The sequence below is a fragment of the Paramagnetospirillum magnetotacticum MS-1 genome, from assembly GCF_000829825.1.
GTDB classification, from domain to species: domain Bacteria; phylum Pseudomonadota; class Alphaproteobacteria; order Rhodospirillales; family Magnetospirillaceae; genus Phaeospirillum; species Phaeospirillum magnetotacticum.
The window spans coordinates 922,883-947,816 of record NZ_JXSL01000030.1 but is presented as its reverse complement, the minus strand read 5'-3'; the positions used below and the strand labels follow the sequence as shown (position 1 = coordinate 947,816).

Below are 24,934 nucleotides of genomic sequence, written 5' to 3'. Positions count from 1 at the left end.
TATGATTCTGATCATAGTATGAGGGAGGGTTATGGAAGACTGGACTAGGATTCTCGGCGGCATCCGCGCCGCCAGCCGCGACCTGAAAACCGGCGAAGCCCTGTTTCGCGAAGGCGACGAGGCCCGTGCCATATTCCAGGTGGAACGGGGGCGGATACGTCTTGGCTGCCATGGCGTCACCTCGCATCTGGCCCAGGCCGGTTCGCTGTGCGCGGAAACCTCTCTCTTCGCCTCCCATTATCCCTGTGACGCCGTGGCGGAAACGCCCAGCCGGGTGCGGGTATTCCCCAAGGCGGCGGTACTGCTGTTCTTGCGCGCCCACCCGGATCTCAACTTGGCTTTCTCCGCCGCCCTCGCCCGCGAAGTGCAAACTCTGCGCAGTGGCCAGGAGGTGATGCGGCTGCCCGGCGCACGCGACCGGGTGGTGGCCTGGCTGACCCTGTTGGGCGCCGCCGATGGCGCCGTCACCCTGGACCAGCCGCTTTCAGCCGCGGCCCATGATATGGGCCTGACCCACGAGGCGCTTTACCGCAGTCTGGCCGCCCTGGTGAAGGAGGGACGGCTGGACCGGCCAGCGAAGCGAACATTTCGATTGAAATAAAGGGAGGGTTCGGGAGGTTCTCCTCCCGATGGGGTGCGGGGCAAAGCCCCGCTATTTCTCCCCCAACACCTCCAGCAACCGCGCCACCCTCTCATCGGACAGATCACGGATAGCGCGGCCCAGGCGATTGGCCAATTCCGTATGGGCGGGGGTAAGGCCCGACGTGTCCAAGGTCACCTTGGGCTGCGACAGCTCGGCCAGAGCCTTCAGCTCCTCGGCCTCGTCCCAGATACAGCCCAGATAACCGCAGATCTGCATGACCAGACCGGGTGCCGGGCGGCCGCGATGGCCATGCTCCATGGCCGAGAGATAAGCGGCGGAAATATGCAGATCGGCGGCCATCTGGCGCAACTGAATGCCCTTGGCGTCGCGCAGCGCCCGTATCCGCGCGCCGAACGGGGTCATGCGCGCTGCCTGCGGATCAACACATACAAGGCCCCGTCACCGCCATGGCGCGGCTGGGCATAGGAAAAGCCCAGGATACGTTCGCGCAAGGGGGACTGGTTCAGCCAGCGCGGCACCTGGGCGCGGAGAATGCCGAAGCCCTGGGCGCCCTTGCCGGTGACCACCACCACGCAGCGCCGCTGGGCGATCCAGCAGCGCTGGATGAAGGCGATCAGCCGGGCGTGGGCCATGTCCTGGGTCAGGCCGTGCAGGTCCAAGGTGGCCTCGATCTCCATCTCGCCCTTCTTCAACCGTTCGGCGGAGCGACGGTCCAGGCCGGGAGAATTGCCGTGATGCAGCTCACCGTGACCGGTACGGGGCGGCGTGGGAGGATGGGCCGAAGGACGCACCGGCGGCTTGCCGGGCGGCGGCGGCGGCGAGGACACCGGTTCGGGAAGCGCGGCGGTTTCAGGAGAGGGATCGGCGGGCGGCAAGCGGCCGGGCAGTGGCTTGGCCTCGGCCACCACCGCCTTCCAAACCCGGATCTCATCGGCACTCACCACCCGGCGTCGGGGCTGGCGCGGCTCGATCAGACGGGCTCGGCTCATGATTTGGGCCAGCTCATGACTTGGGCAAGACCTCGTCGTGCGGGACCTCTTCATCGGCGATGGAGGCCCAGCGATCACCCGGCTTGGGGCTGGGCGGAGCCATCATGATCTCGCTTTCCGGCTCGGCGACAGGAGGTGGCGGTGGTGGTGGCGCGGGCTGCAGCGCGTCGGCCAGGGGGGCGGTCTCCATGACCACCGGGGCCGCAACCGGCTCGGGCTGCACAGGGGGCGGCGGGGCGACGGGCTGGGCCGGGGGCGCGGTCATGCGCGGACCGGCGGGAACCGGGGCATTAGCCATGGACTGGGCCGGGGATTCGCCTTCGCCCAGATTGCGGCGGATGAATTTGCGCCAATCGCCCTTGGGCGCCAGGCAGGGCGCCTCGTTGACCCCCTTGATCACCAGGGCGATGCCGCCCAGCTGCCACAGGGTGACGAATTGCGTATAGCCCGTGGTAAGATAGGCATGGGCGCGCATCTTCAGGCGCCAGGCCACGTAATATTTATTGCCGTAAAGATGAGCCAGCACGCACAGCGTCATGGCGACGATGCCGGTGGCGATGCCCGTGGCCAGCAGGATGATCAGCGCCAGGGTCGCCTCGACGGTCAACGGCAACAGATGGTCCCAGTGCTGGTGCACGGGCGAGCCTTGGAAATCCAGCAGGCGGGGATCGGTATAGACCTGGACCTGTCCGGCACGAACGGCGGCGCAGAGCTGCTCGTGCAGCTGCTCCTCCTCGCGTCCCTTGCGTTCCTTCCATTCGGCCAGCAACCGGCTCATCGCCGCCATCCAATCCACATCAGAGGTGTAATGGAACGGAGCATGGACAAGAGGGGCGCAGAAGGCAACCCCTACCTCTCGGCCAGCCTGGGCGAACGGGCCCTGGGCAGGAAGATCACCAAGCGGCCGGGGCTTTTCATCTTGCCCGCGATCTGAAAGGCGGATTCGCCCGCTCCCCAGAACACATCGCCGCGCACCGGGCCCTTGATGGCGGCGCCGGTATCCTGGGCCATCATCAGACGGCGCAGCGGCTTGCCCGAGGGATCGGCGCTATCCACCCAGACCGGCGCACCCAGCGGCACGAAACGCGGGTCCACGGCCAGGGAACGCTCGGGCGTCAGCGCCACGCCCTCGGTGCCCATGGGCCCGTCCGTGCCCGCATTGACGCCATAGAAGATATAGCGGGGATTGCGGCCCAGCAGGGTGCGGCCCTCTTCGGGATGGGCTTTGAGCCAAGAGCGGATGGCGGGCATGGAGGTATCGGCGCCCAGTTTGCCCTCGTCCTTCAGCACCTTGCCGATGCCGACGAATTTGTGGCCGTTGCTGCCCGCCACGCCCAGGCGGATCACCGAGCCATCATCCAGGCGGACCCGGCCCGACCCTTGTATCTGCATGATGGCCAGATCCACCGCGTCATCGGTCCAGGCCAATATGGCGGCCTTGCCGTCCAGGGCGCCCTTATCGATTTCGGCACGGCTGTGATAGGGAACCAGACGGCCGTTTTCCACCCGCCCAACCAGTTGCTCGGGGGCGAGATCGGGGCGGAACTTGCCCAGATCGGCGATGACCAGATCATTGGGCTTGCCGAAGATGGGTTGGGTATAGGGCCCCCTGCGCAGGCGCGAGCCCTTGATCTCCGGCTCGAAATAACCGGTGAACATGCCGTCGGCCCGGCCGTCATTGGTGACCTGCCAGGGGGTGAACCAGGTCTCGAACAGATCCCGCACCGCCTTATGGTCACCTTCGGGCACCCGCGATGCGGCGGCACAGGGCGCATACCAGTCGGCGGCGGTGCCGCCCACGCCCTCGAAGCCCACCGATTTGTCCAGCAGCAGTTTGGCGATTCGGCCGCAAGATTTCAGCAAAGCGGGCAGCACCTGGGCCGAGTCGTCCTCGGACCAGCCAGCCAATTGGCTGAAGGTCAGGGGCTGCAGCACCATGTGGTCGGGTCCGCCTGGTGCGGGCGCCGGTTCCGGGGTGGCGCAGGCGGCCAGCGAAGCGGCCACCAATAGGGCGGCGGCTTTGATCCTCATGGGTCGGGCGTATGGGTGGCGGTCAGCGCCCAGTTGGGATCAGGGGAGCGGGTATCGCGGCGGAACGTCCACAGGTCGATCACATCGATCACCCGTTCGGGATTGCCTTCCACCACTTCGCCCTTGGCATCGCGCAGCGCGTTCACCTGCTCGCTGACAAATTTGATGGTCAAGGCGGCAAAGCGGCCGTCCATCCCCGCTTCCACCAATTCGGCGGAGCGGATGCCCACCAGTTCGGTCTGCAGCGTCTCGCCATGCTGACGGCGCGCATCGATGGCTTCGCTGAAGTGACGATAGACGTCGGGGGCCAGAAGCGGCTGCAGCGTCGCCTTGTCACCATGGGCGAAGGCGATGACGATCATTTCGAACGCCGCCTTGGCGCCGCCCAGAAAGCCGTCCAGGTCAAACCCCCGGTCGGCGGCGCGGATAGCGGCCAGACCCTGACCCAGGGGCGTCTCGGCGGGAGGCTCGGACGCCGAGCGGCGGACGCTTTGCAGATCCACCACATTATCGGCGGGGGCCTCGACCGGGCTCCATTTCTCGGGCGGACGCTCGGTTCCGGTGCGCTTGCCCAGCACGCTGCGCAGCCGCAACACCAGGAAGGCGGCGACCATGGCGAAAAAAACGATGTCGAGAAAATGATAGCCGTCGTTCATCGGGCCAGTCCAAGGTAGGCTGCTTGTCCAGTCAAAGACATAAGACGGGTTGGGAGAAAGAGCAAGCATGGCATGGGCATTCCTGGTTGGCCTGCTGACATTGCCGGTGGCAGAGATCATGGTGTGGATCAAGGTATCTGAGTCCATTGGCGGGCTGGCCACCGTGGGCCTCACCATCCTGGCCATTCTGGCGGGCTCGGCCCTGCTGCGCCATGGACGGCTGGGCGTGGCGCTGGACCTCAAATCCAGGCTGGAGCGGGGCGACCCGCCCGGCCCGGCGGTCTTCGACGGAATCTGCCTGACCCTGGCCGGTGTCTTGCTGATGCTGCCCGGCTTCATCAGCGATGGTTTCGCGTTGCTGCTGCTGCTGCCCCCGGTGCGCGCCCTGCTGCTGCAAGCCATCGTCGCACGCGCCGTGGTGATCGGCGCCCAGGCTCCGGCCTCTTCATCCGGCCCCACCGTCATCGACGGGGATTACCAGATCATCACGCCCGAATCCGAGCCCAAGCCGCCCACGGATCACAAGCGGCTTGAGCCGTGAAGGTGTCCGTGCTACGCCCCTTACCAGCTTTTAATAGATGTCTTCCCACCCGGAGAACACCATGACCGACGCCCAGACGCCCGCCGAGGACCTGCCCCAGTTGCAGGTCAACATGCAGTATATCAAGGACCTGTCCTTCGAGATTCCGGGCGCGCCCCATTCCTTCATCGAAATGCAGGGCAAGAACCCCGAGATTCCGATCCATGTGGACGTCAATGTGGGCAATGTGGGCGCCAACGCCTATGAAGTGGTCCTCCACCTCAAGGTCGAGGCCCTGCTGGAAGGCAAGGCCCTGTTCATCCTGGAACTGGCCTATGCTGGCGTCTTCACCCTGAACCTGCCGGAAGAGCAGATCCATCCGGTGCTGCTCATCGAGTGCCCGCGCCTGCTGTTCCCCTTCGCCCGCAATATCGTTGCCGACATGACCCGCGACGGCGGCCTGCCGCCGCTGCTGCTCCAGCCCCTGGACTTCGTCGAGCTCTACCGTGCCCGCGCGGCCGAGATGAGCGCCCAGCAGGGTCAGGCGTAAGTCCTTCGAAATATTGATGGGCTGCCGCCCACACCCGCTTGGGGCCATAGGCCCCAAACCCCGTTAATTGAAAAGGGGGTCCGGGGCATTTGCCCCGGATGGGTTTGGGCGATAGCCCAATCTGGTATTTCTACTCCCGCAGCCACACGGCGTTCTTGAGCTTGGCCACGAAGGCCGTGTGAGCGGCGGTTTCCTCCTCGGTCGGTCCGTGGGGCCGGGGCTCGCGGAAATCCCGCTTCACCTCTTGGGTCGAGGCACTGGCGGCGCTGCCAGCGCCATTGCCCTTGCCGCCGCCCAGTTCCAAGCCCGGCTGACGCCCGCCGATGAGCTGCAGATAGACTTCGGCCAGCAATTCGGAATCCAGCAATGCCCCGTGCTTGGTGCGGTGCGTGTTGTCGATCTCGAAGCGGCGGCACAGCGCATCCAGATTGGCCTGGGCGCCGGGAAACTTCTTGCGCGCCATCATCACCGTGTCGATGGACCGGCTCATGGGCAAAGCGGGAAAGCCCAGCCGCGCCAGTTCGGCATTGATAAAGCGCATGTCGAATTCAGCGTTGTGGATGACCAGCGGCGCATCGCCGATGAACTCCAGAAAGTCGGCGACGATCTCGGCGAAGAGCGGCTTGTCCGACAGGAACTCCACCGACAGGCCGTGCACCTTGAAGGCCTCTTCCGGCATGTCGCGCTCGGGGTTGCAGTAGCGGTGAAACACCTCGCCGGTGGGCAGGTGATTGAACAGCTCGACACAGCCGATTTCCACCAGTCGGTGGCCGCTCAACGGATCAAAGCCGGTCGTTTCCGTATCAAGCACGATCTCGCGCATGGGAACTGCCTTTCCAAGCAAATCATGGGCTATCGCCCAAACCCATCTGGGGCTTATGCCCCAGACCCCCTTTTTATTCATCAATAAAAGGGAGGGCGGGGGCCCCGCATTTTCTGAACCAAGGCCTTGAGCCGCTTCAATGCCGGGCCCTTCCCCAATCCGGTGGGAATCACCACATCGGCTTTGCGCCGCTTTTGCCCGTCGGGCATCTGCTTGGCCAGCACCGCCTCCAGGCGCGCCCGCGTCATGCCGGGCCGGGCCAGCACACGGGCCGCCTGAAGGAAGGAAGGCGCGCTGACCACCGCCACCAGATCGCAGCGCTTCTCGCCCTGGGTCTCGAAGAGAAGGGGGATATCGAGTACCACCAGGGGCGTATGGGCGCGGCGATGGCGGGCGAGGAAATCGCGCTCGGCGGCGCGCACCAGGGGATGGACGATGGCTTCCAGACGCTTCAGCGCCGCGTCGTCGCCAAACACCTGGGCGCCCAGGGCGGTGCGATCCACCGCACCGTCCTTGACCACGCCGGGAAAGGCGGCCTCCACCGGGGCCGCCGCCTTGCCGCCGGGGCCGAACAGGGCATGCACCGTGGCATCGGCATCGTGCACCGGCACGCCCAGGCGGCGCAGCATGGCGGCCGCCGTGCTTTTGCCCATGCCGATGGAGCCGGTAAGACCCAGGATCTTCATGACAGGACGAAGGCCCTCAATTCATGGGAAACCTGGGGCTTTTGGCCGAACCAGGCCTCGAAGCCGGGTACCGCCTGATGTAGCAGCATGCCCAAACCGTCGACGGTTGCATTGCCCCGCGCCCTGGCGCGGACCAGCAGATCAGTTTCCAGCGGCACATAGACGATGTCGTTAACCACGGCCGTGGTTGGCAAGGCGGCCAGGTCCAAATCCAAGTCCGACTGACCGGTCATCCCCAGCGTGGTGGTGTTGACCAGCAGGGCGCAGCCGTCGAGCATTCCGGCGCGTTCGGACCACTCCACCACCTTGACCGGACCGCCCAGATCGGCGGCCAGAGCTTCGGCCCGCTCACGCGACCGGTTGGCCAGCCTGATCTCGGGCACGCCCGCATCGGCCAGGGCCGCCACCACGGCGCGCGCCGCGCCGCCCGCGCCGATCACCGCGGCCGGACCGGACGAGGCTGTCCACGCCGGGCAGCCCTGACGCAGATTCTCGAAAAAGCCGTAAGCGTCGGTATTGCGGCCTTCCAGCGATCCGTCGTCCCTCACCACCAGGGTATTGACCGCGCCGATCCGCCGGGCCAGGGGATCGAGATGGTCCACCAGCCTCATCACCGCCTCCTTATGGGGCACGGTGACATTGGCGCCACGAAAGCCCATACGGGGCAGGGCGCGGATGACGCATTCCAGATTCTCGGGCGCCACGGCCAGGGGCAGATAGGCGCCGTCGATTCCCCATTGCTTCAGCCAGAAGCCGTGCAGGCGGGGCGAGCGGGAATGGGATACCGGCCAGCCCAGCACCCCGGCCAGCCTGGCTTTACCGGACACGATCATGGAACCAGCTCTCCGTTTTCACGCAGGAAGTCCATCAGAGCCAACAATGGCAGGCCCAGAATGGTGAAGAAGTCCCCTTCGACGGTAAGGAACAATTGGGCGCCCAGGCCTTCCAGTTGATAGGCGCCCACCGAGGACAAGACCGCATCACCCGCCTGATCCAGGTAGCGGTCCAGGAAAGCGTCGGAGAAATTGCGCATGGTAAGCAGCGCCGATTGGTTATGGTGCCACAGCCGGATTCCGTCACGGACCACCACCACGGCGCTGGTCAGTCGATGGGTCTTGTGCCGCAGTGACTGTAACTGCCGCCGCGCTTCGTCACGGCTGGCGGGCTTGTCGAACCACCGCCCGTCCTGGTCCAGCATCTGATCGGCCCCGACCACCAAGGTGCCGGGATGATGGGCCGAGACGCGCACCGCCTTCAACTCGGCCAGGATCTCGGCGACGCGGGCGGGATTGCGGGTTTCGGCGGCCAGGGATTGCTTGACCGCCGCTTCGTCCACGGCGGCCACCCGGACGGTGAAAGAAACTCCCGCCTGCTCCAGCATTTGGGCCCTGGCGGCGCTGCCCGAAGCCAGCACGATCATGACGGCGTGGTCTCCGCCTTGAGCCCGCGCTTTTCCAGATGGCGTTCATAAAGCTGGATGATGGTGGCCGAGGCCTCCTCGATGGAACGGCGCGTCACGTCCACCACCGGCCAGCCCAGACGCGAGAAGATGCGCCGTGCCTGCTGCACCTCTTCCTTGACCTTCTCGAACTGGGCGTAATCGGCTTCCTCTTCCTGATTCAACAGGCGCAGCCGGGCCCGGCGAATATCGGACAAGCTCTTTGGGTCCTTGGTCAGTCCGACGATCAGCGGCTTTTTCGCCCGTTCCAGTTCGGGCGGCAAAGGCACGCCTGGCACCAGGGGATAATTGGCGCATTTGATGCCGCGATTGGCGATATACATGCTGGTGGGAGTCTTGGACGACCGCGATACGCCCACCAGCACGACATCGGCCTGATCCACCAGTTCGATCAACTGGCCGTCGTCATGGGCCAGGGTGAATTGCATGGCGTCGATACGGCGGAAATACTCGGCATCCAGCTGATACTGGCGGCCGGGCAGGGCGCTGACCTCCACATTGAGGAAAGCCGACAGCCCGGCCATCACCGGGTCCAGCAGCGAGATGCAGGGAATGTTGCGATGGCGGCAGGCCTCTTCCAGCAGACCGCGCACCGCGCCGTCCACCAGGGTAAAGAACACCAGGCCGGGATTGTCCTCGATTCCGGCGATGACCCGTTCCACTTGGCCCTGGGTGCGCACCAGCCACCAGTTATGCTGGATGGGCTGCACGCCTTCGAACTGGACGAGACAGGCCCGTGCCACCGAGGTGACCGTCTCGCCGGTGGCGTCGGAGACGAGATGAAGGTGAAAATTCTTCATTCCTGTGGATAACCCGCAAGTCCGTGGATAAAGGGGGGGTCGGACGAAGGGGGTGAATTTCGCTCCCCACTGACCCCAATTCCATGGAGGCACATCCCCCCATGTCCAAAACTTTTCCGCTGATCCCAACAATAGCGTGAATCATCGCCCGCCACATCCGATTTCCCCATTTTCCCCAGGAGATGAAGGCGTGAAAAAACAACGCTCTGACCCGGTTCCGTCCCGATCATCCACAAGCGGGTGTCCGAGACGCGAAGGTCCGGACAAGCCTGTGGAGGATTTCGCCAAAACCTCCAATCCCCGTTTTCCACAGGCACCCTCTAACCACAGCAACCTTTTCTCTAAACCTTAAAGTCTGTAAGAGAGAGCCATCCCCAGCCTGCGAGGCAACATCCGTGTCCAGCCCGTCCAAGCCTTTCCTCCGCGCCCTCGCCGGCGAGACTCTCACTCCCCCGCCCTTCTGGCTGATGCGCCAGGCCGGACGCTATCTGCCCGAATACCGCGCCACCCGCGCCGAAGCGGGAAGCTTCCTCGATCTGTGCTACAATTCCGATCTGGCCTGTGAAGTCACCCTGCAGCCTCTCCGGCGCTATGGCTTCGACGCTGCCATCTTGTTTTCCGACATTCTGGTGGTTCCCGACGCGTTGCGGCAGCATGTTGCCTTCAAGGAAGGCGAAGGTCCGGTATTGACGCCCATTCGCTCAGCAGAGGATCTGAGTGGTCTCGACATCTCGGGCCTGCACGATCATCTCGCGCCGGTCTACGACACGGTCAAGAAACTGTCCGCCGCCATCCCCAAGACCACCGCATTGATCGGTTTTGCCGGTGCGCCCTGGACGGTGGCCACCTATATGATCGAGGGCAGCGGATCCAAGGACTTCGCCAAGGCCAAGACCATGATGTTCGGCCAGCCGGAGCTGTTCGCCCGCCTGATGGATCTCTTGGTCCGGGCCACCGGGGATTATCTCATCCGCCAGATCGATAACGGCGCCGAGGCCATCCAGATTTTCGACACCTGGGCCGGGGCCCTGCCCGAGGACATGTTCGAGCGCTGGGTCATCGGCCCGACGCGGGCCCTGGTGGAGCGCATCCGCGCCGAGCGCCCCGGCATTCCGGTGATCGGTTTTCCCCGTGGGGCCGGTATTCTCTACAAGCGCTATGTCACCGAGACCAAGGTCAGCGGCGTTTCGCTCGACCCCTCGGTGCCGCTGGATTGGGCGGCCGCCGAGTTGCAGCCGCTCTGCACGGTCCAGGGCAATCTTGATCCGCTGCTGCTGGTGGCGGGCGGCGAGGCGCTGGATTCTGGTATCGATCGGATCTTGAAGGTGCTGTCCAAGGGGCCGTTCATCTTCAATCTCGGCCATGGCATCACGCCGCCCACACCGCCGGACAACGTGGCGCGGTTGGCCGAGCGGGTGAAGGGCTGGAAGGGATAATTTCCACCATGAGCAAGACGGGAACCACCAAAACCGCCGTCGTGCTGTTCAATCTGGGCGGGCCCGATTCGCTGGACGCGGTGAAGCCATTCCTGTTCAACCTGTTTTCCGATCCGGCCATCCTTGGGGTTCCGGCCCCTATCCGCTGGTTTTTGGCCCGCTATATTTCGGCCAAGCGGGCGCCCACGGCGCGTGGCATCTACCAGTTGTTGGGCGGGCGTTCGCCCCTGGTTCCCGAGACCGAGGCCCAGGGCCGCGCCCTGGAACATGTGTTGGGTCATGGTTTCAAATGCTTTATCGCCATGCGCTACTGGCATCCCTTCACCCGTGAAGCGGTGGCTGCCATCAAGGAATGGGGCGCCGATGAAGTGATTCTGCTGCCGCTCTATCCGCAGTTTTCCACCACCACCACCGGCTCGTCGCTCAAAGAATGGCACAAGCAGGCCAAGGCGCTGGGCCTGACCGTGCCGACCCGTTTCGCCTGCTGCTATCCCACCGAGCCGGGCCTGATTGCCGCTATGGCCGATCTGGCCAAGGCGGGATATGACGAGGCACGGGCGGCGGGCAAGCCGCGCATCCTGTTTTCCGCCCATGGCTTGCCCAAATCGGTGATCGACAAGGGTGATCCCTATCAGGCTCAGATCGAACTGACCGCATCCAGCGTGGCGCGGGAAACCGGTATCGGGGATCTGGACTGGGCCATCTGCTATCAAAGCCGGGTCGGCCCTCAGGAATGGATCGGTCCCAGCACCGAGGACGAACTGGACCGCGCCGCCCGGGATGGGGTGCCGGTGGTGATCGTGCCGGTGGCCTTCGTTTCCGAACATTCGGAAACCCTGGTGGAACTGGATATCGAATATCGCCACAAGGCCGATCAGTTGGGCATTCCGGCTTATGTCCGGGTTCCGGCGCTGGGCTGTCATCCCGCCTTCATCCGGGGGCTGGCCGATGTGGTTCACCGGCCCCAGGCCTTTACGGGGCAAGCCTGTAAGCTTTTAGGGCGGAGTTGTTCGGCATGCTGAGCGGAACGGCCTATCTGTGGGTCAAGGCGGTGCATGTCATCGCCATCATCTCGTGGATGGCGGGATTGCTCTATCTGCCCCGGCTGTTCGTTTATCACTGCACGGTCAAGCCGCGCTCCGAGGCGTCGGAAACCTTCAAGATCATGGAACGCCGCCTGATCAAGGCCATCATGACTCCGGCCATGGTGCTGGCTTGGGGCTTAGGATTGTTCATGGCGGTGGAAGGCGGGTTGTTTTCCCATGGCTGGTTCCACATCAAGCTAACCGGCGCGGTTGCCATGACTGGCGCTCACTTTTTTCTGGCGCGGTGCAAGGATGACTTCGCCGGAGATCGCAATACCCGGTCGGAGAAGTTCTATCGCGTCATCAATGAAGTCCCCACCCTGCTGATGATCGTCATGGTCATCGTGGTGATCGTGAAGCCGTTTTGAAGTTGAGGTTTGACAGCGCCCCCGGCTTTGGCTAATGCTCTAGCGAAATTCCCGACGGCGGCCAATACGCCCGATTCCCACCATCCCCCTCCCGCGCCGGATCATTCGCATCCGTTCCTGATCGGCAGCCGGTCCGACTTTCAGTTCGGACCCGTCCTACCTTCAAGCCGATCGATAGCGCTGGATATCCATCTGTACGGATCTCTCCCATGCATTTGCAGGACCTGAAGAAGAAGACCCCGGCCGAACTCCTGGCCTTTGCCGAAGAGCTGGAAGTGGAAAACGCCAGCACGTTGCGCAAGCAGGACATGATGTTCGCCATCCTGAAGCAGCTGGCCGACAACGATACGCCCATCTATGGCGACGGCGTGCTGGAGATCCTGCAAGACGGGTTCGGCTTCCTCAGAAGCCCCGAGGCCAATTATCTTCCCGGTCCCGACGACATCTATGTCAGCCCCAGCCAGGTGCGGCGCTTCGGCCTGCGCACCGGCGACACGGTGGACGGCCAGATCTGCTCGCCCAAGGACGGCGAACGCTATTTCGCCCTGCTCAAGGTCAACAACATCAATTTCGAAGACCCGGAAAAGGTCCGTCACCGCATCAACTTCGACAATCTGACGCCGCTTTATCCCGACGAGAAGCTGAAGCTGGAGATCGAGGACCCCACCCGCAAGGATCTCACCACCCGCGTGATCGATCTGGTGGCGCCCATCGGCAAAGGCCAGCGCGCTTTGATCGTCGCTCCGCCGCGCACCGGCAAGACCGTGATGCTGCAGAACATGGCCCACGCCATTTCTCTCAATCACCCCGAGGTCTATCTGATCGTCCTGCTCATCGACGAGCGGCCCGAGGAAGTGACCGACATGGCCCGCTCGGTGAAGGGCGAAGTCATCAGCTCCACCTTCGACGAGCCGGCCTCGCGCCACGTCCAGGTCACCGAGATGGTGCTGGAGAAGGCCAAGCGTCTGGTCGAGCATAAGCGCGACGTGGTCATCTTGCTGGATTCCATTACCCGTCTGGCGCGCGCCTACAACACCGTGGTGCCCTCCTCGGGCAAGGTGCTGACCGGCGGCGTGGACGCCAATGCCCTGCAGCGCCCCAAGCGCTTCTTCGGCGCGGCCCGCAATATCGAAGAGGGCGGCTCGCTGTCCATCATCGCCACCGCCCTGATCGATACCGGCTCGCGCATGGACGAAGTGATCTTCGAAGAGTTCAAGGGCACCGGCAATTCGGAAATCATCCTGGACCGCAAGCTGTCGGACAAGCGCACCTTCCCGGCCATCGACATCACCAAGTCGGGCACCCGCAAGGAAGAACTGTTGGTCGACAAGGGCATTCTGTCCAAGATGTGGGTACTGCGCCGCATCCTGATGCCCATGGGCGTGGTCGATGCCATGGAATTCCTGGTGGACAAGCTGAAGCACTCGAAGAACAACGGCGATTTCTTCGAAGCGATGAATTCCTAAGGGGAATCAAGGCGAAGGGACTTGTCCCTTCGCGCATCCCTTATCCCATTGAATCTAAAAGGGGGTCCGGGGCAAAAGCTCCGGGCGGGGGTTTGGGGGCGAAGGCCCCCAATATCTTCAATTATGCCCAGACGTCCGGCGCCGGTGATGGCGGCGATGGCTTTGGCTCAGCAGATCATCGGACGGGCTGTCGTCATAAGACCGGCGGCGCCACAGATGGATGCCGCCCGCCAGCAGCATGGGCGGCACCACCACGATGGCGATGCGGCCCAGCATGTTGAAGAAGGAATTGCGGTCGGTATCGATGACCACCTGATTCTTGCATTCATAGCGCTGCTTGAAAGTACCCGAGCAATCGCGCAGCCGTTCCTTGACCGTATCCGAGGAATGGTTTTCCACCGTTCCGTCCGGAAGATTGGCGAACTGGTTCCAGCCCGCCCAGGCCATCCAGACCAGACTGACCGTCGTCACCATTACACTGCCGATCTTGGACAAAGCCTTCCTCCGACCCGGGTCCGCTCTTGATCCGAGAATCCAATATTCTTTCGGATGAGGCTCTACGGCAAGAGAAGAGTCGAACCGGTGGTCTTGCGGGCTTCCAGATCACGATGGGCCTGGGCAGCGTCCTTCAAGGAATAGGTCTGGTTGATCTCTACCTTGACCACGCCCTTACCCACCACCTCGAACAATTCACTGGCCGAGGCGACCATGTCCGAACGCTTGGCGGTATAGGCCATCAGGCTGGGACGGGTGAGAAACAGCGAGCCCTTGGCGCCCAGCAATCCGGTATCGAAAGGCTCGACCTTGCCCGAGCTTTGGCCGAACAACACCATCATGCCCAGTGGGCGCAGGCAGTCGAGCGAGTTCAGGAAGGTGTCCTTGCCCACGGAATCATAGACCACCGGCACGCCTTCGCCCTTGGTGATCTCCTTCACGCGAGCCACGAAATCCTCGGATTTGTAGAGGATGGTGTGGTCGCAGCCATGGGCCTTGGCCAGCGCCGCCTTTTCCTCGGAGCCCACCGTACCGATCACGGTGGCGCCCAGATGCTTAGCCCACTGGCAGACCAGCAGTCCGACACCGCCAGCGGCGGCGTGAATGAGGATGGTATCGCCAGGCTGCACGCGGTAGGTCCGCCGCAACAGATACTGGGCGGTCATGCCCTGGAGCATCATGGCGGCGGCAGTGCGGTCATGAATGTGATCGGGAAGCTTGACCAGCCGGTCGGCAGGCATGAGGCGCGATACTGAATAGGCGCCCAGCGGCGGATTGGCATAGGCCACCCGGTCGCCTGCTTTGAGTTCGGTCACGCCATCGCCCACCGCTTCGACGATTCCGGCGCCTTCCAGGCCGGGCGTGAAAGGCAGGGGGGCGGGATAAAGTCCGGTGCGGTGATAGACATCGATATAGTTGAGCCCCACGGCGGTGTGGCGCAGCAGCACCTGACCGGCACCGGGGGCGGCAAGATCGACCTCTTCCCAGACCATGACCTCGGGGCCGCCGGGCTGGTGGATGCGGATGGCGTTGGTCTTCACTTGGAAAGCACTCCCTTAGAAAATTGTCCCTCAAGCGGCGGGCGGGCGCGAGCGCCCTTGCCTTCCGCCGCATAAGCGGCGCGGCCCTTTGGGCCTAGCCATTCCATGGAAATCATGGAATGGCGACTCCTTCATGACGCAGCAGGAATTCCTTGGTCTCGATTCCGTCGATGCCGGAATAGCCGCCCATGGCTCCCTTGGCGCCCAGCACACGGTGGCAGGGGATGATCACCGGAATGGGATTGCGGCCGCAAGCACCGCCCAGAGCGCGCGGCGCGGTGCCCAATTGCTCGGCCAGTTCGCCATAGCTTTTGGTCTGGCCGAAGGGAATCTTGGCCAGGGCGGCCCAGACTTTCTGCTGGAAGGCGGTACCGTGAGGAGCCAGGGGCAGGTCGAAGCTGGTGCGCTTGCCGTCGAAATACTCCTCCAGCTGATCGCGGGCTTTGAGCAGCAAAGGCGTCTCGTCGTTTTCGGGCAGGAATCCCCAATCAAGCGCGACGATGGCGCCATCGGCCTCGAACAGGGCCAGCGGCCCGATGGGGGAATTGAAGGCAAGCTGCGGCATGGCAATGGTTACTTTTCGCAAAGCTGGGCCATCAGCCGGTCCGAATCCGTGACCGGCGCCCGGCAGGTGGAGCCTCGGCAAATATAGGCCGCCGCACATCCATCCACCAGAGACTTGCCATGGGCGGGATGCCCCACGGGTAGGGCGTTGCCGTCTTGCACCCGCAGCAGGGAGGCGGGAGGCAGGCTGGTGGCGGCGAAGGCCCGCAGCAGGGCCAGACCACCCGGATCATCCAGGGGGCCGACGATCACCACCTGCAATGGCTCGGCCAGGATGGCGAAGGCGTCCAGCAGCGAGGTCATATGGGGAATCTGTTCCGGCATGGCGGCACCAAAGGCGTCGATCACCGCCTGGGCTCTTTCCCTCCATCTTTCCTCGCCGGTGACCAGCCATAGCCGGGCCAGAACCTCGGCCATGACACCATTGCCGCTGGGAACCGCCGAATCGAAGGCGGGCTTGGTGCGAATCACCACATCGGTGGCGTCGTCGGCCGAGAGGAAATAGCCGCCGCCCTGTCCGTCCCAATGATGGGCATGAACCTGTTCGGCCCAGGCGATGGCCTGGTCCAGATATTCCGGCCCGGTGGTGGTCTCGTACAGGGTCAGCGCCGCAAATATTGCCCAGGCATAATCGTCGAGGACGGCATTGGTCTCGGCCCGGCCCCGGCACAGGGAATGGGCAGGGCGGCCGTCGGGACGGACCATACGGGTGGTGATGACCTGGAAGGCATGTTCGGCGGCGGCCAGCCAGTCGGGACGGTCGAAGGTCAGCGCCGCCTCGGCCAGGGCGGTGATCATCATGGCGTTCCAATCGGCCAGCACCTTGTCGTCGCGGCCCGGCCAGATGCGCTTGTCGCGCTCGGCCAGCAGCACCATTTTGGCTTCGGCCAGATCGTGATCGTCACCGCCGCCCCTTGGATGGTTGCGGTGAAGGATGTTGCGCCCCTCCCAATTGCCGTGGGCCTGCACGCCGTAGAGATGGCCGAAGCGGGTGGCGGTCTCGATGTCCAGCAGGGCGGAGAGTTCCTCCGAGGTCCAGGTATAGAACAGGCCTTCCTCGCCCTCGCTGTCGGCGTCCAGCGCCGCGGCGAAGGCGCCGCCTTCGGCCATCATGTCGCGCAGCAGCCAGCCCACCGTCTCGAAGATGCGGGCGCGGTAAAGGGGCGAACCCGTCTGCTTCCACACCTTGGTCAGCAGCGATACCAGCTGGGCATTGTCGTAGAGCATCTTCTCGAAATGGGGCACCAGCCAGGTCTCATCGGTGGAATAACGCATGAAGCCGCCACCCAGATGATCATAGATGCCGCCCTGGCAGATATGGTCCAGGGTCACGGTGACCGCGTCCTTGAGGCTGGAATTGCCGGTGCGCAAGTAAGAATGCCACAGGAAGCGGAACAGACCGGGCTGGGGGAATTTGGGCGCGCCCACCGTGCCGCCATCCTCGAAATCGATCAGGCGCAGGCATTGGGCGGCGCCCAGATCGACCACTTCCATATCCAAACTCAGGGGTCCGGGCGAGCGCGCCATCTGTTCCAGGCTTTCCCTGATGCGCGCCACGTTATGGCCGATCTTGTCCGGGTCCTTGTGGAAGGAATGGGAAATGCCTTCCAGCACATCGGGGAAGGCGGCCCGGCCATAGCGCGCCTGGGCGGGAAAATAGGTGCCGCCCCAGAAGGGCTCGGCGTCGGGGGTGAGGAACATGGTCAGCGGCCAGCCGCCATGCTGGCCTATCAGGCCCAGGGCGTTCTGATAGAGCGCATCCAGATCGGGTCGTTCCTCGCGGTCGACCTTGATGTTGATGAACAGATCGTTCATCAACCCGGCGATGCCCTCGTCTTCGAAACTCTCATGGGCCATGACGTGGCACCAATGGCAGGCGGAATACCCCACCGACAGCAGGATCGGCTTGTTGGCGGCCTTGGCCGCGGCCAGGGCCTCGGGCCCCCAGGCCCACCAATGAACCGGATTATGGGCGTGCTGCAGCAGATAGGGGCTGGTCTCGGCGGCCAGTCGATTGTGGGACATTCCCTTGATCCTTCGGCGGAACGTTGCGTCATGCGGGGCTAAAGCTTAGTTTGGGTGAGTAAGGGCTCAGCGCAAGGCGAGGACAGCATGAAGATTACCGTGGATGTGGACTGTACCCCGGACGAGGCCCGGACCTTTCTCGGCCTGCCCGACGTCAAGCCCATGCAGCAAGCCATGATGAAGCAGATTCAGGACCAGATGGCCGCCAATCTGCACGCCATGGAGCCGGAAACCATGTTGAAGGTCTGGCTGCCTGCCGGTGTCCAGGGCATGGAGCATTTGCAAAAGATGTTCTGGTCCCAGTTCGCGTCGGGCGCCAGCCGTCCCAAGGAGAAGTGATTTTGAGCCGCCTGCCCAGCGATCCCCCCGATTATTTTCGGGTTCATGTGTTCATCTGCACCAACCGTCGCCCCGACGACAACAAGCGCGGCTCCTGCGCTCAGAAGGGGTCCGAGGCGTTGCGCGAGCATATGAAGGATGCGCAAAAACGTCTGGGTCTCAAGGATGTGCGCATCAATTCCGCGGGCTGTCTCGATCGCTGCGGCAAAGGTCCGGTGATGGTGATCTATCCCGAGGGCGTCTGGTACAGCTTTCATAGCGTTGCCGATATCGACGAGATTCTTGATACCCATATCGTCAAGGGGGGCCGGGTCGATCGCCTGATGCTCGCCCCCGACGCCTGATCTTCCTTCCATGGCCGAGACCATCTATGCCCTCGCCAGTGCCGCCGGTCGGTCGGGCGTAGCCGTGTGGCGGCTGTCGGGGGAGGGGAGCGCCGCCGCTCTGACCGCGCTTACCGGCCAGCTCTTGCCCGAACCCCGCAAGGCGGTCCGGGCCCGTCTGCGCGATGGAATTGGCGAGGTCATCGACGACGGTCTGGTCCTGTGGTTTCCCGCGCCCCATTCCTTTACCGGAGAGGACGTGGCCGAACTGCACCTGCATGGAGGCCGCGCGGTGGCCGCCGCCCTGACCGCAAGGCTGGGCGAACTGGGTCTGCGTCCGGCCGAACCCGGCGAGTTTTCCCGCCGCGCCTTTCTCAATGGCAAGCTGGACCTGACGCGGGCCGAGGCCATCGCCGATCTGGTGGATGCCGAGACCTCTGCCCAGCGGCGTCAGGCCTTGCGGCAACTGGACGGCGGTCTGGCCGGACTGGTGGAGACCTGGCGCACTGGCCTCATCCGCGCCATGGCTCATCTGGAAGCGGTGATCGACTTCGCCGACGAGGATATTCCCGACACTTTGCTGGACCAGTCGGTGGCCGAAGTTCGATCGCTTCGGGCCGAGATGGGCGGCCATCTGGACGAGAGGCGCAGCGGCGAGCGGCTGAGGGACGGCATCCACATGGCCATCCTGGGCGCGCCCAATGCCGGTAAGTCGAGTCTCTTGAACCGGCTGGCCGGGCGCGACGCCGCCATCGTCTCGTCCCAGGCGGGAACCACCCGCGACGTGATCGAGGTGCATCTGGATCTGGCGGGCTGGCCGGTGATCCTGGCCGACACCGCCGGGCTGCGCGATAGCCATTGCGAAATCGAGAGCGAAGGGGTGCGCCGCGCCGAGGCCAGGGCTGCCCAAGCCGATCTCAGGCTCTGTGTCTTCGACGGGGCGCTTTACCCAAATCTGGACGCGGCGACGCGGGAGATGATAGACGACGCCAGTCTGGTGGTGCTGAACAAGCGCGATCTGATGGGGCCGGATATTCCCGACACCATCATGGGCCGTCCGGTTTTGGCCCTGTCGGCCAAGGGCGGTGAGGGTATGGATGATCTGGTCGCCGCACTGCAGGCGATGGTGGAGAGCCGCTTTGCCGTGGGGGCCGCTCCGGTGCTGACCCGCGAACGCCATAGGGTGGCGGTGGCCGAGGCGGTGCTTGCCTTGACCCGCTTCGACCCTGGTATGGGAGTGGAGATGGCGGCCGAGGACCTCCGCCTTGCTGCCCGCTCTTTGGGCCGCATCACCGGGCGGGTCGATGTGGATGAAATTCTGGACGTCATCTTCCACGAGTTCTGTATCGGAAAATGAGTCCCCCAACATATGGTATGTTTCACGTGAAACAGACAAGCTCTTGCGATGTGGTGGTGATCGGGGCGGGCCATGCTGGCTGTGAAGCGGCGGCGGCGGCGGCGCGCTTCGGGGCGCGCACCGTGCTGGTTACCCAGCGTCTGGAAACCATTGGCGAGATGTCGTGCAACCCGGCCATCGGTGGTCTGGCCAAGGGTCAGCTGGTGCGTGAGATCGATGCTCTGGACGGGCTGATGGGCCGGGTCATCGACCGCGCCGGTATTCAGTTCCGCATCCTCAACCGCAGCAAGGGACCGGCGGTGCAGGGGCCGCGGGCCCAGGCCGACCGCAAGCTCTATCGTCTGGCCATGCGGGCCGCGCTGGACGAGACCGAGACTCTGACATTGCTGGAAGGCTCGGCCGAGGATCTGGTGATCGAGGACGGGCGGGTCGCCGGGGTGGTTCTGGCCGACGGGTCGACGCTCACCTGCGGGGCCGTGGTCATCACCACCGGCACCTTTCTGCGCGGCCTGATCCATCTGGGCGAGAAGACATGGCCGGCGGGAAGGGTGGGGGATGCGCCCTCATTGGGCCTGTCCCTGGCGCTGGAACGGGCGGGGCTTCCCTTGGGCCGTCTCAAGACCGGCACCCCGGCTCGTCTCGACGGGCGCACCATCGACTGGGAGTCGCTCGACCGGCAGGATGGCGACGACCCGCCGGTGCCGTTTTCGTATTTGACGCACAGCATTACCACGCCGCAGGTGGCCTGCGGCATCACCGCCACCACGCCCGAAACCCATGCCATCATCCGCGCCAATCTGGAACGCGCCCCCATGTATTCGGGCCAGATCCAGAGCACCGGGCCGCGCTATTGCCCCAGCATCGAGGACAAGGTGGTGCGCTTCGCCGACCGCGAGCGCCACCAGATTTTCCTCGAGCCCGAGGGGCTGGACGACGACACGGTCTATCCCAACGGCATCTCCACCTCGTTGCCCGAGGATGTGCAGCGGGCCATGATCGCCACCATCCCCGGCCTGGAACACTGCCGGGTGATCCGTCCCGGCTATGCCATCGAATATGACTTCGTGGATCCCCGCGCGCTGAATCGGTCCCTGGAGACCAAGATAGTGGGCGGGCTGTTCCTGGCAGGCCAGATCAACGGCACCACTGGCTATGAGGAAGCGGGGGGCCAAGGCCTGATGGCCGGACTCAACGCGGCGCGCAAATGCGCGGGTTCGGCGCCGCTGATCCTGGATCGGGCCGATGCCTATCTCGGCGTGATGATCGACGATCTGGTCAGCCTGGGCACCACCGAGCCCTACCGCATGTTCACCTCGCGGGCCGAGTACCGGCTGCTGCTGCGCGCCGACAATGCCGATACCCGCCTTAGCCCTAAGGGCCGGGAAGCGGGATGCGTGGGTTCGGAGCGCTGGGCATCCTTCGTGGTCAAGGCCGCCGGGTTGGAGCGGGGGAGGGTGCTGCTGCAATCGCTGAAAGGCTCGCCTGACATGCTGCGGCGCCATGGGCTGGAGATCAACCGTGACGGGGTGGTGCGCTCGGCCTGGGACTTGCTGTCCTATCCCGACCTTGATCTGAAGCGCTTGTCAGATGTTTGGCCCGAGCTTGGCGGACTGAGCGGAGCGGTGGCGGAGCAGTTGCAGATCGAGGGCAAGTATGCCAGCTATCTCGACCGGCAAGAGGCCGATATCCGCGACTATCGCCGGGAAGAGGGGCTGGCCCTGCCCATGGATCTGGACTATGACGCCATCGGCTCGTTGTCCAATGAAGTGCGGCAGAAGTTCAAGACGGTGCGCCCCGAGACTCTGGCGGCGGCGGCCCGCATTCCCGGCATCACCCCGGCAGCGGTGACCGCGCTGTTGGGGCATGTGAAGCGGACCGCCTAGATTTGGTGTTTCACGTGAAACAAACCACAGGATGGAGAGTCTGATTGTGGGCCCGGAAGAGTTCCTAACAAAATCTGGTGTTTCACGTGAAACATTGGACCGTCTGCGCCTTTATGCCGATCTGCTGGTCAAATGGCAGGCGCGCATCAATCTGGTCGGTCCCGATACGCTGCCCGATTTGTGGTCGCGGCATTTTCTCGATTCCGCCCAGCTCTTTCCTCTGATCAAACCGAGGGCTAAGCGGCTGGTGGATCTGGGCAGCGGGGCCGGTTTTCCCGGTCTGGTCCTGGCCATCATGGGCGCGCCCGATGTCCATCTGGTGGAGAGCGATTCGCGCAAATGCGCCTTCCTGCGGGAAGTGGCGCGGGTCGCCGAAACCCGGGTTACGGTGGTCAACAAGCGCATCGAACAGCTGGCCCCTTTGGCCGCCGATGTGGTGACGGCCCGCGCCCTGGCGCCGCTTGATCGGTTGTTGGGATGGGCCACTCCCCACCTCGCGCCGGGGGGAGAATGTCTCTTCCTGAAGGGTAGGGGGGCGGAAGACGAATTGACCGCAAGTGCGAAAGAATGGAATATCACGGCGAGCCGGGTTTCCTCCCTGTCCGATCCCGGCGGTCTTGTCCTTCATCTGCGTGAGGTATCCCGTGGCCGAGCCCAGCCGTAGCAGCGCCCGCGTCATCGCCGTCGCCAACCAGAAGGGCGGTGTGGGCAAGACCACCACCGCCATCAATCTGGCCACCGCCATGGCGGCGACCAAGAAGACCGTGCTGATCATCGATCTCGACCCCCAGGGCAATGCCAGCACCGGGCTGGGCATCGACCGGGGCGCGCGCGAGGTCAATTCCTATCATGTGATGCTGGGCGAGGCTGCCCTGGCCGACGCGGTGATCAGCACCTCCATTCCCGGCCTGTCCGTGGTGCCGTCGGGCGTCGACCTGTCGGGCGCCGAGATCGAGCTGGTGGAGTTCGAGCGCCGCGAGCATCGCCTCAAGGAATCCCTGGTGGGGTCCCTGGGCGCCTATGACTATGTGCTGATCGACTGCCCGCCTTCGCTGAACCTGCTGACGCTCAACGCCCTGGTGGCGGCCCATGCGGTGATGGTGCCGCTGCAGTGCGAGTTCTTCGCCCTGGAAGGCGTCAGCCATCTGATCAAGACCATCGAGCGGGTGCGGCAGGCCTTCAATCCCGGTCTGGAATTGCAGGGCATCATCCTCACCATGTTCGACAAGCGCAATAACCTGTCCGATCAGGTGGCCGCCGATGTGCGCGAGTATTTCGGCGACAAGGTCTACAAGACGGTGATTCCGCGCAATGTCCGGGTATCCGAGGCCCCCAGCCACGGCAAGCCGGTCTTGCTCTATGACATGAAGTGCACGGGGGCCGAGGCCTATATCAATCTGGCCTCGGAAGTGCTGAAACGCGAACGGCAGTTGAGGGCCTAAAAATTGGCTGAAGAAAAGAAGAAGGGCCTGGGGCGCGGACTGTCCGCCTTGCTGGGCGATCATGCGGCTTCGGCCATCGCGGCGGTGACCAGCGCGGCGGCAGCCGGGCCGGAAGGCCAGGCGGCCATCAAGGGTCTGCGCATCATGCCGCTGGAACATCTCCAGCCGGGCAAGTTCCAGCCGCGCCGTACCTTCGACGAGGACCGCATCGCCGATCTGGTGGAATCGGTGCGCGAAAAGGGCATCCTCCAGCCGCTGCTGGTGCGTCCTCTGCCCGACAATCCCAATCGCTTCGAGATCATCGCCGGCGAGCGGCGCTGGCGGGCGGCCCAGGGCGCCAAGCTGCACGAAGTGCCGGTCATCGTCCGCGAGCTTTCCGACCGCGAGGCCCTGGAAGTGGCCCTGGTCGAGAACCTTCAGCGCCAGGACCTGTCGCCTTTGGAAGAGGCCGACGGTTATCGCCGCCTGATGGACGAGTTTTCCCACACCCAGGAGGAACTGGCCAAGGCGGTGGGCAAGTCCCGTTCCCATGTGGCCAATATGATCCGTCTGCTGGCCCTGCCCGATCCGGTGAAGGTCATGCTGGAAAAGGGCGAGCTGACCGCCGGTCACGCCCGCGCTTTGCTGACGGCGGCCGATCCGCTGCGTCTGGCCCGCGACGTGGTGTCGCGCGCGCTCAACGTGCGCCAGACGGAAAAGCTGGTCAATGACGAGGGCAAGGCCAAGCCCACCAATGGCGGCCGCCCGGCAGGCGGCGGCAAGGACCCGGATATCGCGGCCCTGGAACGCGACCTCACCTCGCAATTGGGCTGCAAGGTGGGCATCCGTTCCCTGGGCAAGGGGGGCGAGCTGACCATTTCCTATGGCTCGCTGGAGCAGCTGGATGACATCCTGGCGCGGCTGTCGCGTAATCCCGACCGCACGATCGAGGATCTGGACACGGTGTAAGCGGGCTTTCGGGAGGAAACAGACTCCCTCTATGAAGGACACGCCCTCCTTTGTACAATAACGGCGGGTGGCTGGAAGTATCCGTGCCCTGACCGGGGGATAGAGGATGGCGAATACCGAAGAGAATGCATCGCTCGACGCATTGCTGGCCAATTTACCTGATGACGTGATCGAGTCGTTCACGCCCGATCAGCGGGCCGCGCTGTGGAATGCCGCCAAACCGGTGAGCTGGCGCAAGCACCCCATCAATATCCGCATCACCTTTCCCTTTTTCGGTGGGCGGCATTTCGTCACCATCGTGGGCGGATACGAGCGCCGCTCGCTGGAGCGCATCGATCGCGACCGCCACATGCATCCCTTGCGCACCGCGGGCAATATCTTGTTCATGCTGGGCGTGGGCGGCGCTTTCTATCTTGCCGCCGTGGTCGGCATCTTCACCTTCTCCAACCTGATCGAGTTCTGAATGACCCTTTGTCCCTGTGGCTCCGGCCAGCCTTACGATTCCTGCTGCGAACCCTTCATTTCGGGCAAGGCCGTGGCGCCCACGCCCGAAGCGCTGATGCGCTCGCGCTATGCCGCCTTCACGGTGGCGGCCATCGATTATCTGCACGACACCCTGGCCCCTGACGAGCGCGGCGACTTTCATCGCGAAGAGACGGAAAAATGGGCGAAGTCGTCCCAGTGGCTGGGTCTGACCATTCACGCCACCAGCGGCGGCGGGGATGGCGATGACGAAGGCACGGTGGACTTCACCGCCCGTTTTCGCATGGACAACAAGAACGAGGCCCATCGCGAACTCTCCACCTTCCGTCGCGAAGAGGGCCGTTGGTACTACGTGGCGGGCCGCATCGGCGGGGCTCCGGTGGAACAGCGCCGCGTCGCCGTCAAGGCGGGGCGCAACGATCCCTGTCCCTGCGGTTCGGGCAAGAAATTCAAGAAGTGCTGCGGCGGCTGAACGGAGCCGCGGATGGGGCCTGAACGATTCAGGCCCCTTTTCCCCGATTCACTCTGAATCATAAGCGCCCTTCGCCCCTGGAATTGGAGA

At 64.1% G+C, this 24,934-nt stretch carries 30 protein-coding genes; 16 read left to right on the top strand and 14 right to left on the bottom strand.

Features of this window, described 5'->3' with window-relative positions; translation table 11 throughout:
- Positions 1 to 31 precede the first annotated feature (31 nt).
- Positions 32 to 601: a Crp/Fnr family transcriptional regulator gene (locus CCC_RS16975; RefSeq protein WP_009869176.1), complete on the top strand. Its 570-nt coding sequence runs from the start codon at positions 32 to 34 to the stop codon at positions 599 to 601.
- 51 nt (positions 602 to 652) lie between these two features.
- On the opposite strand, the gene CCC_RS16970 is transcribed toward CCC_RS16975, so the two are convergent.
- The 5 genes from CCC_RS16970 to CCC_RS16950 all read right to left on the bottom strand — a co-directional run bounded on the left by CCC_RS16970 (position 653) and on the right by CCC_RS16950 (position 4,280).
- Positions 653 to 1,006, bottom strand: coding sequence for a helix-turn-helix domain-containing protein (locus CCC_RS16970; protein WP_009869177.1), 354 nt, complete (start codon positions 1,004 to 1,006; stop codon positions 653 to 655).
- Positions 1,003 to 1,593, bottom strand: a complete 591-nt coding sequence (locus tag CCC_RS16965) for a Smr/MutS family protein (protein ID WP_009869178.1) — start codon at positions 1,591 to 1,593, stop codon at positions 1,003 to 1,005. The genes CCC_RS16970 and CCC_RS16965 overlap by 4 nt, the downstream gene beginning before the upstream one ends.
- Before the next feature lie 13 nt (positions 1,594 to 1,606).
- On the bottom strand, positions 1,607 to 2,371 hold the full coding sequence (locus CCC_RS16960) for a hypothetical protein (RefSeq protein WP_041042151.1): 765 nt from the start codon (positions 2,369 to 2,371) through the stop codon (positions 1,607 to 1,609).
- A gap of 71 nt (positions 2,372 to 2,442) precedes the next feature.
- A complete protein-coding gene (gene mltA / locus CCC_RS16955) occupies positions 2,443 to 3,624 on the bottom strand; it encodes a murein transglycosylase A (protein WP_009869180.1) in 1,182 nt (393 codons plus the stop codon).
- A complete protein-coding gene (locus CCC_RS16950) occupies positions 3,621 to 4,280 on the bottom strand; it encodes a Tim44/TimA family putative adaptor protein (protein WP_009869181.1) in 660 nt (219 codons plus the stop codon). Before CCC_RS16950 ends, mltA begins: the two co-directional genes overlap by 4 nt.
- Positions 4,281 to 4,347: 67 nt before the next feature.
- Here CCC_RS16950 and CCC_RS16945 point away from each other — a divergent pair, with 67 nt between their 5' ends.
- Positions 4,348 to 4,821: an FxsA family protein gene (locus CCC_RS16945; protein ID WP_009869182.1), complete on the top strand. Its 474-nt coding sequence runs from the start codon at positions 4,348 to 4,350 to the stop codon at positions 4,819 to 4,821.
- A 61-nt stretch (positions 4,822 to 4,882) separates the two neighbouring features.
- Positions 4,883 to 5,350, top strand: coding sequence for a protein-export chaperone SecB (gene secB, locus CCC_RS16940; RefSeq protein WP_009869183.1), 468 nt, complete (start codon positions 4,883 to 4,885; stop codon positions 5,348 to 5,350).
- Between the two features lie 130 nt (positions 5,351 to 5,480).
- On the opposite strand, the gene dnaQ is transcribed toward secB, so the two are convergent.
- From dnaQ to CCC_RS16915, 5 genes are all read right to left on the bottom strand, one after another.
- On the bottom strand, positions 5,481 to 6,173 hold the full coding sequence (gene dnaQ, locus CCC_RS16935) for a DNA polymerase III subunit epsilon (protein ID WP_009869184.1): 693 nt from the start codon (positions 6,171 to 6,173) through the stop codon (positions 5,481 to 5,483).
- A gap of 80 nt (positions 6,174 to 6,253) precedes the next feature.
- Positions 6,254 to 6,859 carry a dephospho-CoA kinase gene (gene coaE, locus CCC_RS16930; RefSeq protein WP_009869185.1) on the bottom strand — a complete coding sequence of 202 codons (606 nt, stop codon included), beginning with the start codon at positions 6,857 to 6,859 and terminating at the stop codon, positions 6,254 to 6,256.
- Positions 6,856 to 7,692 (bottom strand): shikimate dehydrogenase, encoded by an 837-nt coding sequence (locus tag CCC_RS16925; RefSeq protein ID WP_009869186.1) that lies wholly within the window; start codon positions 7,690 to 7,692, stop codon positions 6,856 to 6,858. Before CCC_RS16925 ends, coaE begins: the two co-directional genes overlap by 4 nt.
- Entirely contained in the window at positions 7,689 to 8,279 is a 591-nt protein-coding gene (locus CCC_RS16920) for a Maf family protein (RefSeq protein WP_009869187.1), read from the bottom strand. The genes CCC_RS16925 and CCC_RS16920 overlap by 4 nt, the downstream gene beginning before the upstream one ends.
- Complete coding sequence (locus CCC_RS16915; protein ID WP_009869188.1) at positions 8,276 to 9,118, bottom strand: pyruvate, water dikinase regulatory protein; 843 nt, start codon at positions 9,116 to 9,118, stop codon at positions 8,276 to 8,278. The genes CCC_RS16920 and CCC_RS16915 overlap by 4 nt, the downstream gene beginning before the upstream one ends.
- A 395-nt stretch (positions 9,119 to 9,513) precedes the next feature.
- Between CCC_RS16915 and hemE the strand changes: the two genes are divergently transcribed.
- The 4 genes from hemE to rho all read left to right on the top strand — a co-directional run bounded on the left by hemE (position 9,514) and on the right by rho (position 13,473).
- Positions 9,514 to 10,554, top strand: coding sequence for a uroporphyrinogen decarboxylase (gene hemE, locus CCC_RS16910; RefSeq protein ID WP_009869189.1), 1,041 nt, complete (start codon positions 9,514 to 9,516; stop codon positions 10,552 to 10,554).
- A gap of 8 nt (positions 10,555 to 10,562) precedes the next feature.
- Positions 10,563 to 11,576 (top strand): ferrochelatase, encoded by a 1,014-nt coding sequence (gene hemH / locus CCC_RS16905; protein ID WP_009869190.1) that lies wholly within the window; start codon positions 10,563 to 10,565, stop codon positions 11,574 to 11,576.
- Positions 11,570 to 12,007: a protoporphyrinogen oxidase HemJ gene (gene hemJ / locus CCC_RS16900; protein ID WP_009869191.1), complete on the top strand. Its 438-nt coding sequence runs from the start codon at positions 11,570 to 11,572 to the stop codon at positions 12,005 to 12,007. The genes hemH and hemJ overlap by 7 nt, the downstream gene beginning before the upstream one ends.
- Positions 12,008 to 12,216: 209 nt before the next feature.
- On the top strand, positions 12,217 to 13,473 hold the full coding sequence (rho, locus tag CCC_RS16895) for a transcription termination factor Rho (RefSeq protein WP_041042148.1): 1,257 nt from the start codon (positions 12,217 to 12,219) through the stop codon (positions 13,471 to 13,473).
- Between the two features lie 117 nt (positions 13,474 to 13,590).
- On the opposite strand, the gene CCC_RS16890 is transcribed toward rho, so the two are convergent.
- The 4 genes from CCC_RS16890 to CCC_RS16875 form a co-directional block, all read right to left on the bottom strand.
- Complete coding sequence (locus tag CCC_RS16890) at positions 13,591 to 13,968, bottom strand: hypothetical protein (protein WP_041042146.1); 378 nt, start codon at positions 13,966 to 13,968, stop codon at positions 13,591 to 13,593.
- Positions 13,969 to 14,030: 62 nt separating this feature from the next.
- Positions 14,031 to 15,008: a quinone oxidoreductase family protein gene (locus CCC_RS16885; protein ID WP_009869194.1), complete on the bottom strand. Its 978-nt coding sequence runs from the start codon at positions 15,006 to 15,008 to the stop codon at positions 14,031 to 14,033.
- Positions 15,009 to 15,120: 112 nt separating this feature from the next.
- Positions 15,121 to 15,573: a methylated-DNA--[protein]-cysteine S-methyltransferase gene (locus CCC_RS16880; protein WP_009869195.1), complete on the bottom strand. Its 453-nt coding sequence runs from the start codon at positions 15,571 to 15,573 to the stop codon at positions 15,121 to 15,123.
- A gap of 8 nt (positions 15,574 to 15,581) precedes the next feature.
- On the bottom strand, positions 15,582 to 17,597 hold the full coding sequence (locus CCC_RS16875) for a thioredoxin domain-containing protein (RefSeq protein ID WP_009869196.1): 2,016 nt from the start codon (positions 17,595 to 17,597) through the stop codon (positions 15,582 to 15,584).
- Between the two features lie 87 nt (positions 17,598 to 17,684).
- Here CCC_RS16875 and CCC_RS16870 point away from each other — a divergent pair, with 87 nt between their 5' ends.
- The 9 genes from CCC_RS16870 to CCC_RS16830 all read left to right on the top strand — a co-directional run bounded on the left by CCC_RS16870 (position 17,685) and on the right by CCC_RS16830 (position 24,844).
- Positions 17,685 to 17,936 carry a DUF6489 family protein gene (locus CCC_RS16870; protein WP_041042142.1) on the top strand — a complete coding sequence of 84 codons (252 nt, stop codon included), beginning with the start codon at positions 17,685 to 17,687 and terminating at the stop codon, positions 17,934 to 17,936.
- A 2-nt stretch (positions 17,937 to 17,938) separates the two neighbouring features.
- Positions 17,939 to 18,280 carry a (2Fe-2S) ferredoxin domain-containing protein gene (locus CCC_RS16865; RefSeq protein WP_041042140.1) on the top strand — a complete coding sequence of 114 codons (342 nt, stop codon included), beginning with the start codon at positions 17,939 to 17,941 and terminating at the stop codon, positions 18,278 to 18,280.
- 10 nt (positions 18,281 to 18,290) lie between these two features.
- Entirely contained in the window at positions 18,291 to 19,616 is a 1,326-nt protein-coding gene (mnmE, locus tag CCC_RS16860) for a tRNA uridine-5-carboxymethylaminomethyl(34) synthesis GTPase MnmE (protein WP_041042138.1), read from the top strand.
- Positions 19,617 to 19,633: 17 nt separating this feature from the next.
- Positions 19,634 to 21,499, top strand: a complete 1,866-nt coding sequence (mnmG, locus tag CCC_RS16855) for a tRNA uridine-5-carboxymethylaminomethyl(34) synthesis enzyme MnmG (RefSeq protein WP_041042136.1) — start codon at positions 19,634 to 19,636, stop codon at positions 21,497 to 21,499.
- Positions 21,500 to 21,545: 46 nt separating this feature from the next.
- Positions 21,546 to 22,163: a 16S rRNA (guanine(527)-N(7))-methyltransferase RsmG gene (gene rsmG / locus CCC_RS16850; RefSeq protein ID WP_041042559.1), complete on the top strand. Its 618-nt coding sequence runs from the start codon at positions 21,546 to 21,548 to the stop codon at positions 22,161 to 22,163.
- The gene (locus tag CCC_RS16845) at positions 22,144 to 22,941 is read left to right on the top strand and encodes a ParA family protein (RefSeq protein WP_041042134.1); all 798 of its coding nucleotides are present in this window, start codon (positions 22,144 to 22,146) and stop codon (positions 22,939 to 22,941) included. The genes rsmG and CCC_RS16845 overlap by 20 nt, the downstream gene beginning before the upstream one ends.
- Positions 22,942 to 22,944: 3 nt before the next feature.
- Positions 22,945 to 23,889 (top strand): ParB/RepB/Spo0J family partition protein, encoded by a 945-nt coding sequence (locus CCC_RS16840; RefSeq protein WP_041042132.1) that lies wholly within the window; start codon positions 22,945 to 22,947, stop codon positions 23,887 to 23,889.
- Positions 23,890 to 23,995: 106 nt separating this feature from the next.
- Positions 23,996 to 24,352, top strand: coding sequence for a hypothetical protein (locus CCC_RS16835; RefSeq protein ID WP_009866216.1), 357 nt, complete (start codon positions 23,996 to 23,998; stop codon positions 24,350 to 24,352).
- Positions 24,353 to 24,844, top strand: coding sequence for a YchJ family protein (locus CCC_RS16830; RefSeq protein WP_041042130.1), 492 nt, complete (start codon positions 24,353 to 24,355; stop codon positions 24,842 to 24,844).
- The last annotated feature ends 90 nt before the right edge of the window (positions 24,845 to 24,934 follow it).